The sequence below is a fragment of the Paenibacillus sp. J22P143 genome (assembly GCF_059692035.1).
This window is the reverse complement of the sequence record NZ_JCAUAQ010000004.1, coordinates 141,863-155,740: the sequence shown is the minus strand read 5'-3', so window position 1 is coordinate 155,740 and position 13,878 is coordinate 141,863. Positions and strand designations below refer to the sequence as shown.

11 protein-coding genes are annotated in these 13,878 nt (G+C 45.7%); 10 read left to right on the top strand and 1 reads right to left on the bottom strand.

The window, feature by feature from the left end; all coding sequences use genetic code 11:
* Window positions 1-45: 45 nt before the first annotated feature.
* The 10 genes from AC58PQ_RS09885 to AC58PQ_RS09840 all read left to right on the top strand — a co-directional run bounded on the left by AC58PQ_RS09885 (window position 46) and on the right by AC58PQ_RS09840 (window position 12,843).
* The gene (locus tag AC58PQ_RS09885; RefSeq protein WP_497241777.1) at window positions 46-765 is read left to right on the top strand and encodes an ABC transporter ATP-binding protein; all 720 of its coding nucleotides are present in this window, start codon (window positions 46-48) and stop codon (window positions 763-765) included.
* Complete coding sequence (locus AC58PQ_RS09880) at window positions 762-3,584, top strand: ABC transporter permease (protein ID WP_497241776.1); 2,823 nt, start codon at window positions 762-764, stop codon at window positions 3,582-3,584. The genes AC58PQ_RS09885 and AC58PQ_RS09880 overlap by 4 nt, the downstream gene beginning before the upstream one ends.
* A 307-nt stretch (window positions 3,585-3,891) precedes the next feature.
* Window positions 3,892-4,440, top strand: coding sequence for a bifunctional pyr operon transcriptional regulator/uracil phosphoribosyltransferase PyrR (gene pyrR / locus AC58PQ_RS09875; RefSeq protein WP_497241775.1), 549 nt, complete (start codon window positions 3,892-3,894; stop codon window positions 4,438-4,440).
* Between the two features lie 5 nt (window positions 4,441-4,445).
* A complete protein-coding gene (locus tag AC58PQ_RS09870; RefSeq protein ID WP_497241774.1) occupies window positions 4,446-5,345 on the top strand; it encodes an aspartate carbamoyltransferase catalytic subunit in 900 nt (299 codons plus the stop codon).
* Window positions 5,346-5,365: 20 nt separating this feature from the next.
* Window positions 5,366-6,649: a dihydroorotase gene (pyrC, locus tag AC58PQ_RS09865; protein ID WP_497241773.1), complete on the top strand. Its 1,284-nt coding sequence runs from the start codon at window positions 5,366-5,368 to the stop codon at window positions 6,647-6,649.
* Window positions 6,650-6,833: 184 nt separating this feature from the next.
* On the top strand, window positions 6,834-8,006 hold the full coding sequence (gene carA, locus AC58PQ_RS09860) for a glutamine-hydrolyzing carbamoyl-phosphate synthase small subunit (RefSeq protein ID WP_497241772.1): 1,173 nt from the start codon (window positions 6,834-6,836) through the stop codon (window positions 8,004-8,006).
* Window positions 7,993-11,202, top strand: coding sequence for a carbamoyl-phosphate synthase large subunit (gene carB, locus AC58PQ_RS09855; protein ID WP_497241771.1), 3,210 nt, complete (start codon window positions 7,993-7,995; stop codon window positions 11,200-11,202). Before carA ends, carB begins: the two co-directional genes overlap by 14 nt.
* Before the next feature lie 54 nt (window positions 11,203-11,256).
* A complete protein-coding gene (pyrF, locus tag AC58PQ_RS09850; protein WP_497241967.1) occupies window positions 11,257-11,946 on the top strand; it encodes an orotidine-5'-phosphate decarboxylase in 690 nt (229 codons plus the stop codon).
* A gap of 44 nt (window positions 11,947-11,990) precedes the next feature.
* Window positions 11,991-12,632 (top strand): orotate phosphoribosyltransferase, encoded by a 642-nt coding sequence (pyrE, locus tag AC58PQ_RS09845; RefSeq protein ID WP_497241770.1) that lies wholly within the window; start codon window positions 11,991-11,993, stop codon window positions 12,630-12,632.
* Between the two features lie 4 nt (window positions 12,633-12,636).
* Window positions 12,637-12,843 (top strand): YjfB family protein, encoded by a 207-nt coding sequence (locus AC58PQ_RS09840; RefSeq protein WP_497241769.1) that lies wholly within the window; start codon window positions 12,637-12,639, stop codon window positions 12,841-12,843.
* Between the two features lie 47 nt (window positions 12,844-12,890).
* Here the strand turns inward: AC58PQ_RS09840 and AC58PQ_RS09835 are convergent, their stop codons facing one another.
* Entirely contained in the window at window positions 12,891-13,775 is an 885-nt protein-coding gene (locus AC58PQ_RS09835) for a LysR family transcriptional regulator (RefSeq protein WP_497241768.1), read from the bottom strand.
* Between the last annotated feature and the right edge of the window lie 103 nt (window positions 13,776-13,878).

The window sequence follows — 13,878 nt, the reverse complement described above, 5'->3', positions numbered from 1 at the left end:
TTTGTTTGTTAGACTGGAGCTACCAATCAGAAAAGAGGTAGGAATATGATAGAAGCGAATCAGTTAACCAAAACATTTGGGAACGGAGAATCAACGGTACGGGCATTGAAGGATATCAATCTATTCATTAACAAAGGTGAAATGATTAGTATTATTGGTCCATCGGGTAGTGGTAAAACAACACTACTTCATGTACTAGCTGGATTAGATAATCCAACTGATGGAAATGTTTACATCCAGGGATTTGATATATATCGTGCAAAAGAAAAAGTTCGTTCTGCCTTCCGTTTAACCAAAATGGGTTTTGTATTCCAAGCATTTCATTTGATTCCGGTACTAACTGCTCTAGAGAATGTGGCACTTCCGTTAATTGGCCAAGGCATGCTTACCAAAAGTGCAAATCAAAAAGCACGCCAAATATTAATTGAAGTAGGTCTAGGTGATAAGCTAGATTCTCGTCCCGCTCAATTATCAGGTGGACAAAATCAACGAATTGCGATTGCCCGCGCAGTTGTCTCAGAACCGATCGTGATATGGGCTGACGAACCAACGGGTGCCCTCGACAGCCACAATTCTCAACAAATAATAGGACTGCTTCGTCATATGAATGAGACTAAGGGAACAACCATCGTTATGGTTACACATGATGCTGGCATTTCCGAGCAAACAGACCGCATTATCCGCATGGAAAATGGGCGGATTGTGAGCATGGGAGCCAATGACGACGTGCGTGGTGACTCTTTGGACATGCAGGTGAGGAAATGAGAGGTATGATAGCGTCTGCTGTTTATTGGAAAATGGCTTGGCGAAACATAAGGTCTCAAAGAAGGCAAACATTACTAACGATAGCGGGAGGATGTATCGGGGCTGCACTGATTATGGCTTCTGTTATTTTCTTCCAATCGTTTAACTACAGTGGAAGTCGATGGCTTAATCAACATTACGGTCCTATTGAATGGGAATTAGTCCCTCCAAATAATAATCAATATTTCACATTAGATGAAGTGATGACCATCAACGACAATTTATTGAAAACGCAAATCCAGTCTTTGCCTGTTATTACGTTTGAGACATCGCTTAACAAGGTAGATAGTAATCTTCAGACGGTGCGCACAGGACGCAGGTATTTGGGAATTGGCATGGATTTTTCGCAAACAGCGATTTTTGATAACGGGAATCGACTTTGGAATCTCCCGCTTTCCAACGATGAAGTTATTCTTTCAGATTCGATCGCAAAACCGCTTGGAATTTTGGAAGGGGAAACTGTGAGCATATCCGATGTAAATGGTGGGAAGCATTTCTATCATGTGAAGAGAATTATTAAGGAACAAGGGATTACTGGCTATCGAGGAAGCGGCTCTGTAGAAGGTACGTTAATAATGGATTTGTCCAGTGCAAGAATTTTAAATGAAATTCCAGAGAAAACATATACCTCCATTTTCACTAAAAATACGAACGCATTTTTGAGAAATGCTACCCCTACACACTTTCCGATTCCAATGCCTTTATTTGAGGAGAAACAACAAAAACAAACGGATTTTGAACAAGTGCAACAATTAAAAAAACAACATGGGGTTACGTTTGTTTTGTGCAGTATAACAGCTATTTTTGCTGGATCTTTGCTTATGATGCAAATACTGCTGATGCTAGCGGATGCTCGTAAAGAAACAATGGCACTTTTGCGAGCGCTTGGTTTTCAACGAAGGCAGACACAAGTGATTTTTTTTATCGAAACTTTCTTAATCAACTTACTTAGCACAGGTGCGGGAATTTTTGCGGGGATTCCACTCGGTATGGGTGTCATCGGTTTGTTTGGTTGGCTTAATCGAGATTTAGTTTTTACTTCAAGCGCTCATAGCGTTCCAATCCTACCGTATATCTCTTTAGACGGTATCCTGTTTGTTGGAATTATCGTACTTTGCTTATTATCAGTTACTTCGGTCATTTCTTGTTATTTTCTGGGTAGGTTGCGAATAATACCTGCTTTACGAGGTGAGGGTAATCCAAACGAGCCGCGCAGAGGATACAAGCATGTGATAATTCGCATAGGTTTAATTGTGGGTTCACTCATTTGCTTAGGTGTATTTAGCGTGCAGATAGTTTCTGGGAACGGTGTGGCAATCCTTATTTCGGAGATGGATAATCCCTCAATGAAATTTATGTCTGTATTAGCGTTGTGGTTTGTTTCCTCTCTATCTTCACTGTATATAATCATACAATGGCTTCCATTTGCTCAACGACTAGTAAAACCTGTATTGCGGAGATTTGGCATTGGAGAAGTGGCACAAATCCTTGCTTTTCGTTATCCAGCAGGAAACTATCGACGCACATTTGTTGTCACCTTGCTATTCAGTTGTTGTTTTATGTTGTTAACTCTTGTAGTCAACATCACTCAGCACTTCTACCGAGATATGAATCAGAAGCCTTATACGGTTCTTGGATATCCAGCATACATCAAGTATGATAGCGATTATGAAAAAACGCGTGTGTTATCTATTATTAATCAGGATCTGGAAATGGGGAGTGTCGTTAAGAATGCTCCCGTTATGGAACCATATATGATCCAAACTGTTTCGGAAGGTGTTTTAGCTCCTAAAAGCCAGTTGAATGTAACGGTTCCAAGTGATGCTTTTATACACAATGGCCTATCTAGTTTGTCGGAGCGAAGATCTGATTTTGCTTCAGATAAGGAGACGTGGGAGGCGGTAAAGAACAATCCGCGATTTGTCATTTTGGATAACAAATATAGTTATGCACCAGAAAAATGGGCCGCAATTTACAGAGTGGAAAAAAAATATACAAAAATAAATGTGGGAGATAATTTGAGATTGGGTATATACGAAAAGCCTGCGGGTCCCAATACCCCTGGTTTTGGTAAGGAACCATCTATCGTGAATACATTAGAAGTTGAAGTTATTGGTTTTGCTGATACACCAACAGGCATGGAATTTTATAATGTTATGTTCGTCAATTCCCACATCTATGATGAGTTGAAAGATCAGGGGTTTCGTTGGGGATATATGCCCGAAAAAGGGTATATCATGCTCCCTCTGCCTTCGAAAAACGCTACATATCTACGCCAGATAGAAGACCATCTCGTCTCATTAAATGTCAATGGATTTTCTGCCCCAGGAATTTCTCAAGTTTCAGAGGATCTTGGCACGATTAGCGTACTTTGGATATTTAATAGCTTCATGGTGCTGGCATTAGGTATTGGCTTTATAGGCTTAGCGATCCTTCAGTTTCGCGCCATCCAAGAACGATCCAAAACACTTGCGATGTTGCGATGCATAGGACTCAGTACACGCCATATACGTCAAATGCTGCTCGTCGAAGGAACAGCTATTGGATGGCTTGGGCTCTTAAATGGTTGCTTGTTCGGTTCTATTGGTGGATACATCATGATAAAATTACTAGAAGCTAGTAAAAAACCAACAGATCTTGCACTTTCATTTCATTATCCTTGGGAGATAATCACGCCAGTAGCGGGAACACTTATGCTTTTAACATTTCTGCTGAATATCGCACCATCTAATCGGATCCTACAACTTTCACCAAGTGAAGCTATTCGTGCCGCTGACTAGCGAAAACAAATGGATCCCTTATATTTATATTGACTTATCATGTCGAAAGTGGCATAATTCTTTTAATTACATATGTGCCTTTAAAAACAGTCCAGAGAGGCTGGCAAGGTAAAACGATAAGAAAAGTCGGGTAATACTGAGTCGCGGATTCAGTAAGCTTGAGGATGTGCGCATCCTGCAGCCCCGCTCTATCTCTTTATGCACTCGTGAACTCCTTGCCATGAATTGGGCAAGGAGTTTTTTGGTTTTCACACCAGAAAACGCGGGTGAATGCTGACTAAGATAGTTTTGCCAGGAGGCGAAAACGATGAATGAGACCGCCGAACACACCATTATTGATGAAATGGGAATTCGTAGAGCACTTACGCGGATTGCACACGAGATACTGGAAAAGAATAAAGGTGTAGAGAACTGTACCTTGATTGGAATTCGGACAAGAGGCATTTACTTAGCGAAGCGAGTAGCAGAACTGATACTAGAAATCGAAGGCGTACCGATTCCTGTAGGTGAGGTTGATATCACATCTTATCGGGATGATCGCGTGAAGGTAAAATCGGTTGAGAATGTGCAAGAAGGCGGCAAGTTGCAAATTCAGGATCGCAAAATCATCCTTTTCGATGATGTGCTTTACACCGGAAGAACAGTGAGGGCAGCGATGGATGCTCTGATTGATTTGGGAAGACCGCAAATGATCCAGTTGGCAGTACTAGTGGACAGAGGGCATCGCGAGTTGCCCATCAGGCCTGACTACGTAGGAAAGAACGTGCCTACATCGAAGAGTGAAAGTATTGAAGTGTTACTAACGGAAATTGATGATAAAGATGAAGTCATTATACTGAGGGGGAAACAGGAGTGAGTAGCGTGAGTACATATACATCTAGACATTTCTTGGGACTGAAAGGCGTAAGTGCAGAGGAGATCACAAGCATTCTTGATCGTGCAGCCTATTGGGAACAAAGCCCTAGCAAAGTAAACAACCAATTTCAAGGGAAATTCGTATCAAACTTATTTTTTGAAAATAGTACAAGAACCCGTTTCTCATTCGAACTCGCACAAAAACGTCTAGGAGCAGATGTGCTGAACTTCTCGTCAGCTGAATCCAGCGTACAAAAAGGTGAGTCCATCTACGATACAGTTCGTACCCTAGAATCCATGGGTATCGATGCAGGCGTAATTCGATTGAAGCCGAACGGTGTGCTGCAAGAGCTGGCAGAGAAAATCAAAATCCCGCTCATCAACGCGGGAGACGGCAATAACGAGCACCCAACGCAAGCGTTGCTTGATTTTTATACGATGCGAAAGCAATTCGGCGCCATCAAAGGTTTGACCGTCTCCATCATCGGAGACATTCTACACAGCCGTGTTGCTCGTTCCAACCTCTGGGGCCTAATCGCCCTAGGTGCGAAAGTTCAGTTCTGTGCTCCAGCTAGTATGCAGGCTCCAGAGCTTGCTGCATTCGCACCGTACGTGTCCTTCGAAGAGGCTTTGAAAGCCGATGTCGTCATGATGTTGCGTGTGCAACTGGAGCGACACGACACAGGGCTAATCAAATCTGCTGAAGAATACCGCGAGCAATACGGTTTAACCGTAGAACGTGCTAGCCGAATGGCGCCTCATGCGATCATCATGCATCCGGCTCCAGTCAATCGTAATGTTGAGCTAGATGATGAACTGGTCGAGCATGAGAAGTCCCGAATTTTCACCCAAATCGCTCACGGCGTACCGATTCGTATGGCGGTCATCGAACGAGCTTTATCATAAATTGAGGAGGATTTCACAGCATGGGAATTTGGATTCTAAACGGGCTAACCGTTGATGTAAATAATGTTCAAACAAAGAAACACATTTTGGTGGAAAATGATAAGATCGCACAGGTTGTAGAATCCACGAATGGTGAAATACCTCAAACTGCAGGTCATGAAGTCATTGACGCAGCGGGCAAGCTTGTATCGCCTGGCTTCATCGATATGCATGTTCACTTGAGAGAGCCTGGCTTTGAACATAAAGAGAACATTGCGACAGGAACACGTTCCGCAGCAAGAGGTGGCTTTACTACGATTGCTTGTATGCCAAATACAAGACCGGTTATTGATACGGTAAATACGGTAAATTACATATTAGATAAAGCAGCAACTGAAGGCGTCGTACGCGTCATTCCTTACGGAACGATCACGAAGAATGAACTTGGCCGTGAGCTGACAGATTTCGCAGCTTTGAAAGAAGCGGGCGTTATCGGTTACACAGACGATGGTGTTGGCGTTCAAAGCGCGCAAATGATGAAGGATGCGATGGCACTTGCTGCATCACTAGGCATGCCAATCATCGCACACTGCGAAGACGATACGTTGGTTGTTGGAGCGCCAGTGAGCGAGGGGACATTTGCTACAAAGCATGGCTTGAAAGGCATCCCGAACGAATCCGAAGCGATTCATGTAGGACGCGATGTGCTGCTAGCTGAAGCGACTGGCGTTCATTATCACGTATGCCACGTCAGCACGGAGCAATCGGTTCGCTTGATCCGACATGCGAAGCAGTTCGGCATCAAGGTTACTGCTGAGGTTTGTCCACATCATCTAGTGCTTTCGGAAGAAGACATTCCAGGAATGGACGCGAACTGGAAGATGAACCCGCCGCTTCGTACGCCGCGTGATGTACAGGCTGTCATCGAAGGATTAGAAGATGGCACAATCGACATCATCGTGACGGACCATGCGCCGCATACGGAAGAAGAGAAAGCGAAGGGCATGATGCTCGCGCCATTCGGTATTCTCGGATTCGAAACAGCCTTCTCCTTGCTGTATACGAAATTTGTGCTTACTGGTAAATGGACGCTTGGCTTCCTCGTGGATCGCATGACCAAGAAGCCAGCTGATGTATTCGGTCTTCCATACGGAACATTGGAAGTAGGCAGCGCGGCAGACATAACGATCGTTGACTTGGATACAACTCGCGCGGTTGTGAAAGAAGAGATCGTATCACGCAGTAAGAACACCCCGTTCATCGGTTGGGAGCTGCAAGGCTGGCCGGTTGTGACGATTGCTTCGGGCAAGGTCGTTTGGTCATAAAAAGTTCGAAATAACGCTGTATTTAATGCCTAAAACACTTGAAGCATCTATACGATCAATGAAAAATCGTGTATATTTATACAGAAAGATTAATCTTTATGCAAGTCCGTGAAGCGTGAAATCGTAAGCATGACATCCGCGGTTCGAGAGAGCCGCCTGACAATAGCGAAGGAGTTGAAAGAACATGCAGGCAAGATTGTTGCTGGAAGACGGCACTCTTTTTACAGGAAAATCGTTCGGTAGTGAAGGTGAATCCGTCGGCGAAGTCGTTTTTAATACAGGTATTACGGGTTACCAAGAGGTGCTTTCGGATCCTTCTTACTGTGGACAAATCGTTACGATGACCTATCCACTACAAGGGAATTACGGTGTGATTCGTGATGATTTCGAGTCCGTACGTCCATTCATTCACGGTTTCGTTGTGCGTGAGCATGAAGAAATCCCAAGTAACTGGAGAGCTCAGTACACACTAGGCAGCCTGTTGAAAGAATACGGCATCGTTGGCATCAGCGGTATCGACACACGCATGTTGACTCGTAAAATTCGTCACTATGGCGTTATGAAAAGCATCATCACAACTTCCAATAAATCCGCCCAGGAATTGATGGCCACGCTGAAAAGCACGCCGCTCATGACGGATCAAGTTGCTCGCGTATCTACGAAAAGCGTATTCGGTGCTCCTGGGCACAAAGAACGCGTAGTTCTTGTAGATTTCGGCGCAAAAAGCGGGATTATCCGCGATCTTAGCAAGCGTGATTGCGATGTCGTTGTCGTTCCTCAGAACGCAACAGCTGAACAAATTCGTCGCTTAGCACCGGACGGCGTATTGCTTTCAAACGGCCCTGGGGATCCCAAAGATGTTCCTCATGCAGTTGAAATGATTAAAGGCTTGCTTGGCGACATTCCGCTATTCGGAATTTGCTTGGGTCACCAATTGTTTGCACTCGCTTGTGGCGCAGATACAGATAAATTGAAATTCGGTCATCGCGGCGGGAACCACCCGGTTAAGGATCTGATCTCCGGTCGTTGTTACATTACATCGCAAAACCATGGTTACACGGTCAAGGAAGATTCCATTCAAGGAACGAACCTTGAAGTAACGCACATTAACAATAACGATCGCACAATCGAAGGGTTACGCCATAAGCAATACCCAGCATTCTCGGTACAATATCACCCAGAGGCAGCACCTGGACCATTTGACTCCAGCTACCTGTTCGATGATTTCATCTCGCTGATTCGTCAGCATAAGCTAGATAACCCACAGCAGCCGCGCCAAGCGCAAATGCTTGCTCAGTGGAATGCTTCCACGGCATCGACATCTGTGAAGGAGGAACTGCAATATGCCAAAAAATAATACACTCAAAAAGATTCTCGTTATCGGTTCCGGTCCGATCGTAATTGGTCAAGCGGCGGAGTTCGATTACGCTGGTACGCAAGCTTGTCAAGCATTGAAAGAAGAGGGCATGGAAGTAATCTTGATCAACAGCAATCCTGCTACGATCATGACAGATACGAACATGGCTGATAAAGTATACATCGAGCCGATTACTCTTGAGTTCGTAACGCAAATCATTCGTCAAGAACGTCCGGATGGCTTGCTTCCAACACTTGGTGGACAAACGGGTCTTAACATGGCGGTTGAACTTGCTCGTGCAGGCGTGCTAGAGAGCGAGAACGTTAAGCTTCTCGGGACACAATTGACGGCGATTGAGAAAGCGGAAGATCGTGATCTTTTCAGAGACTTGATGAGAGAGCTAGAGCAACCTGTACCAGATAGCGTTATCGTAACAACAGTGGCTCAAGCCGTTGATTTTGCTAATGAAATCGGCTTCCCAATCATCATTCGTCCTGCTTACACATTGGGTGGAACAGGCGGCGGTATCTGTAACACGATGGAAGAGTTGACGGAAATCGTTGCTTCCGGGATTCGTTACAGCCCAATCGGACAGTGTCTCGTAGAGCGCAGTATCGCGGGTATGAAAGAAGTCGAGTATGAAGTTATGCGTGATGCGAATGATAACTGTATCGTCGTATGTAACATGGAGAACTTCGATCCAGTAGGCGTACATACAGGTGACAGTATCGTTGTAGCGCCAAGCCAAACATTGTCGGACCGCGAGTACCAAATGCTGCGTTCCGCTTCCCTGAAAATCATTCGCGCCCTGAACATCGAGGGTGGTTGTAACGTACAATACGCACTTGATCCACATAGCTTCCAATATTACGTGATCGAGGTTAACCCGCGTGTAAGTCGCTCTTCTGCGCTTGCTTCCAAAGCAACTGGCTATCCAATTGCGAAAATGGCAGCGAAAATTGCGATTGGCTACACACTTGATGAGCTAGTTAACCCAGTTACGGGCCAAACGTATGCATGCTTCGAGCCGGCACTGGATTACATCGTTTCCAAAATTCCACGCTGGCCGTTCGATAAATTTACAGCAGCTAACCGTAAGTTAGGAACACAAATGAAAGCGACTGGCGAAGTTATGGCGATTGGTCGTACTTTTGAAGAGTCCATTCATAAAGCAATCCGTTCCCTAGAAATCGGTGTTCACCGCTTGTTCCTGAAAGAAACGGATCTATTAGATAAAGAAACATTAGAATTACGTTTAGTAAAACCAGATGATGAGCGACTGTTCTTATTAGCAGAAGCGTTCCGCAGAGGATATACCGTGGAGCAACTGCAAAATTTGACGAAAATTGACTGGTGGTTCCTGAACAAAATAAGTGCACTCATCATCTATGAAGCTGAAATTGCAGCGAAAGATTTGACGGCTGAGCTAATTTTCGAAATCAAGCGTAAAGGCTTTACAGACCGTGCTATTGCGGAAATCCGTACATTAGCAGGCTGCTCGACTTTCACGAAAGAAGCGGACGTAAGAACATTCCGTTTGCAACAAAACATTAAACCAGTTTACAAAATGGTAGATACGTGTGCGGCTGAGTTCGAAGCTTCGACGCCTTACTACTACTCCACATATGAGCAAGAAGATGAAGTAACAGAAACAACGAAAGAGAAGGTTGTTGTTCTAGGATCGGGTCCAATTCGTATCGGTCAAGGGATCGAGTTCGATTACTCCACGGTTCATGCGGTATGGGCGATTCAAGCAGCTGGCTATGAAGCGGTTATTATCAATAACAACCCTGAAACCGTATCTACAGACTTCAATACCTCAGATCGCTTGTACTTTGAGCCATTGTTCTTCGAAGACGTGATGAACGTGATCGAACGCGAACAGCCAATCGGCGTTATCGTTCAATTCGGTGGACAAACGGCGATTAACTTGGCAGCACCTTTGCACAAAGCAGGCGTTCGCATTCTAGGATCTGATCTAGAAAGTATCGATACAGCTGAAGATCGTAAGAAATTCGAAGCGTTGCTTAGCAAAATTTCGGTTGCACAACCTCCAGGCGGCACAGTAACATCTGTCGATCAAGCGGTTGGTACTGCAGCGAAGTTCGGTTATCCAGTTATCGTTCGTCCTTCCTACGTACTAGGTGGACGTGCGATGGAAATCGTCTACTCCGATGAAGAGCTACTTAGCTATATGGAGTATGCGGTGAAAATCAACCCTGAGCATCCGGTTCTAATCGACCGTTACATGCTTGGTAAAGAGGTAGAGGTTGACGCCATTTGTGATAGAGAAACGGTTCTAATCCCTGGGATTATGGAACACGTTGAGCGTGCTGGGGTTCACTCCGGTGACTCAATCGCGGTATATCCACCACAATCCATCTCTGACGAGATCAAGCAACAAATTATCGAAATCACGACGAAAATCGGCCTAGAGCTGAATGTAGTTGGTCTAGTGAACATCCAGTTCGTTATTCATAACGATCAAGTGTATGTAATCGAGGTTAACCCGCGTTCTTCCAGAACCGTACCTTTCTTAAGCAAAGTGACGAACATCCCGATGGCGAATGTGGCAACACGCGTCATCATGGGTCAAACACTTGCAGACATGGGCTACCAAGGTGGCTTATGGCCAGAAGATAATTACGTATCTGTTAAAGTGCCGGTATTCTCCTTCGCGAAGCTTCGCCGTGTAGATACAACACTCGGGCCTGAAATGAAGTCCACGGGTGAAGTTATGGGGCGCGATATCAATTTCGCAAAAGCCTTATACAAAGGTTTGATTGGTGCAGGTATGAAAATTCCAGCTGCAGGATCTGTTGTGGTCACTGTTGCGGATAAAGATAAAGATGAAGCGATTGAAATCTTGAAAGGCTTCTACCGTCTAGGCTACAAAATCATTGCAACTGGCGGAACAGCTATCGCGATCGAACAAGCAGGTCTTCCAGTCACGACGGTTAATAAGCTTAGCGAAGGCTCACCTAACATTCTTGACCTCATCCGCAGCGGTGAAGCTCAGTTCGTAGTGAACACATTGACTAAGGGTAAAACGCCTGAGCGTGACGGCTTCCGAATTCGTCGTGAAGCGGTAGAGAATGGTGTCGTTTGTATGACATCCCTCGATACGGTTAGAGCGCTAGTCAATATGCTTGAAACAATTAACTTCTCCTCACGTGCAATGCCAATTCATGTCTAAGGGATGGTGCCAAACTTGAGTACATTAACACGCACAGATGTTACTGGACGCATTATGGTCGCCTTGGATTACGCGAACGCAGAAGGTGCTGAAGAGCTGCTTAAGCAGCTCGAAGGCATCCCCTGTTATGTAAAGGTAGGAATGCAGCTGTTTTATGCTGCAGGTCCTACCTTTGTCGCGAGTCTGAAGGATCGCGGCTATAAGGTTTTCCTCGATGTGAAAATGCATGACATTCCGAACACGGTCAAGTGCGGCGCGGAGAGCGTGACGCGCCTTGGGGTTGATGTGTTCAATGTGCATGCTGCCGGAGGCAAGCACATGATGGAAGCCGCCTTGGAGGGTATCGACAAGGGGCTGGCTTTAGGGGCAGCACGCCCGATCGTGATCGGCGTGACGCAGTTGACCAGCACCTCGCAGCAGGTGCTGAATGACGAGATCGGCCTGGCCGGTACGACCGAGCAGGCCGTCATTCGGTACGCCCGCTTGGCGCAAGCCGCGGGGCTTAACGGAGTCGTTGCGTCACCGCTTGAGGTGACGGCGATTAAGGCGGCGTGCGGTGACGGCTTCGTCACCGTGACGCCAGGCATCCGCCCGGCGGGGGCCGACGTGGGCGACCAGTCGCGCATCATGACGCCGGCTGAGGCGTTCGCGCAGGGGACGGACTACGTCGTGATCGGGCGTCCGATCACAGGCGCAGCGGACCCAAGAGCAGCGATTGAAGCGATTATCGATTCAATCGTGTAGTTTTCAAGGGCTGTCCGATCTAACTTTGAAAGGAACGGTGAGGTATGAGTAAGCTAGAAACAATCGCGCAGCATATTGCAGCGTCGTTATTAGATATTGAAGCGGTGGCTCTTCGTCCGCAACAACCTTTTACATGGACATCGGGACTGAAATCTCCCATCTATTGCGATAATCGTTTGACGATGTCACACCCTGCGATCCGTGATGCGATTGCCGATGGTTTCGTCGCATTGATCAAGGAGAAATTCCCTGAAGCTGAGGTTGTTGCAGGAACAGCTACTGCTGGCATTCCGCATGCAGCTTGGGTAGCTCAAAAACTAGGTTTGCCGATGATCTACATTCGCGATAAAGCGAAAGGGCATGGCAAAGAGAACCTGATTGAAGGTTCTGTGAAGCCAGGTCAAAAAGTTATCGTCATCGAAGATTTGATTTCCACGGGTGGAAGCTCGCTGAAAGCGGCGGTTGCCGTGAAAGATGCGGGCGCTGTAGCACTAGGTGTACTAGCGATTTTCTCCTATCAACTGGATAAAGCAACGGATGCGTTCGCGGCGGCAGACATGCCTTTACACACACTCTCTAACTATTCGACCTTGCTGGAGGTTGCATTGGAAAAAGGGAAGATCCAGCAGGCTGATATGGAACTTCTGCGTTCATGGGGAGTCAATCCTTCTGCATACGGCGTATAATTTGTTGCCAGATTGGCGAGAATTGACGAAATGTGTAGGATTCCTCTATACTAAAAGAGTGCAAGCTGTCGGCATTCAGTTGTTAAGCAAAACGAGCGACATGCAGGCAAGCTTAGCTACTACATTAATACAAGATTTCGCGAAGAACCAAGCGAAGGTTACCGCTCCAGCGGCGCCGCATTTGGGAGCTAATCTTGACATTCGCGTTTAATCAGAAGAAGCTCTACCTTTTTGCAAAGGTGAGCTTCTTTTTTTTGTTCAATTTGATGGAGGCTGCTTAGTCAACAAGTGAATGAACGCTTGGAGGGGCTGGGACATCCACTTTTTCGGATGAAGCACGAGCTGTAAGTCCATAGATAGCTGCGTATGCGTAAATGGGAGCTGTACGAGCTTGCCTTGGGCAAGTTCACTAGCTACCGTGATCCGTGGCAACAAGGCGATCCCTAACCCGCTCATAACACAATGTTTAATCGTTTCTACATTGCCTAACTCGAAGCCGATTTGCAGGGCGACCGCATTATCTTTCAGCAGCCTTTCAAACTTCCCTCGATAGATACAGCCTTCCTCCGTGACGATAAATTCCGTGTTCCCGAGGTCGGCAAGTTGAATATGCGATTGCTGCGCTAAAGGGTGCCCCAGTGGAGCAATGAAAACGAGCTGTTCTTCTCTTACACTTGTACATGCGAGTGTAGGATCTGCTGGATATTGATCTAAAAGGAGTCCAATATCATAATCCCCTTCTTTTACCTTGGTGAGGATTGAGACTTCGCTGTCAGGGAAAAGTTGGATATTTAGTCCGGGATAAAGTTGCTTTAATTCATGGAGAAAAGGAGGTAAATAGTAGGCTGCCAGTGAGTTAATGGTCCCGATTATTAAAGTTCCGCTCACTTGATTCGCTATCATTTCTTTGGATTGATCAAAAATCTCCAACATTTGCTGCGTTAGCACGAGTAAGCTTTCTCCTGGTAGCGTGAGGCGTAACTGTCGCCCATATCGTTCAATTAAGGGGACACCATATTCACGTTCTAGCTTTTGAATTTGCATAGTTATGCTTGATTGCGCATAGCCCAATTCTTCTGCAGCACGTGTGAAGCTTTTCCTGCGGGCAACTTCCCGAAAGGTGCGGAAATACGTCAGATCCATGTAAGGCCTCGCTTTATTATCAATATTTTTGATGAGTTCTATCATTTATTATAGCTAACTGTGATGGAGACTTCCATGCTAAAGTAAATGTACAAATAAACGA

What these genes read in the sequence shown, in the direction of transcription:
- pyrF (WP_497241967.1), top strand. Translation starts at nt 11,257, where the DNA reads ATGGTCGCCTTGGATTACGCGAACGCAGAAGGTGCTGAAGAGCTGCTT.
- pyrE (WP_497241770.1), top strand. Translation starts at nt 11,991, where the DNA reads ATGAGTAAGCTAGAAACAATCGCGCAGCATATTGCAGCGTCGTTATTA.
- AC58PQ_RS09885 (WP_497241777.1), top strand. Translation starts at nt 46, where the DNA reads ATGATAGAAGCGAATCAGTTAACCAAAACATTTGGGAACGGAGAATCA.
- AC58PQ_RS09835 (WP_497241768.1), bottom strand. Translation starts at nt 13,775, where the DNA reads ATGGATCTGACGTATTTCCGCACCTTTCGGGAAGTTGCCCGCAGGAAA.
- pyrC (WP_497241773.1), top strand. Translation starts at nt 5,366, where the DNA reads ATGGGAATTTGGATTCTAAACGGGCTAACCGTTGATGTAAATAATGTT.
- carB (WP_497241771.1), top strand. Translation starts at nt 7,993, where the DNA reads ATGCCAAAAAATAATACACTCAAAAAGATTCTCGTTATCGGTTCCGGT.
- pyrR (WP_497241775.1), top strand. Translation starts at nt 3,892, where the DNA reads ATGAATGAGACCGCCGAACACACCATTATTGATGAAATGGGAATTCGT.
- carA (WP_497241772.1), top strand. Translation starts at nt 6,834, where the DNA reads ATGCAGGCAAGATTGTTGCTGGAAGACGGCACTCTTTTTACAGGAAAA.
- AC58PQ_RS09880 (WP_497241776.1), top strand. Translation starts at nt 762, where the DNA reads ATGAGAGGTATGATAGCGTCTGCTGTTTATTGGAAAATGGCTTGGCGA.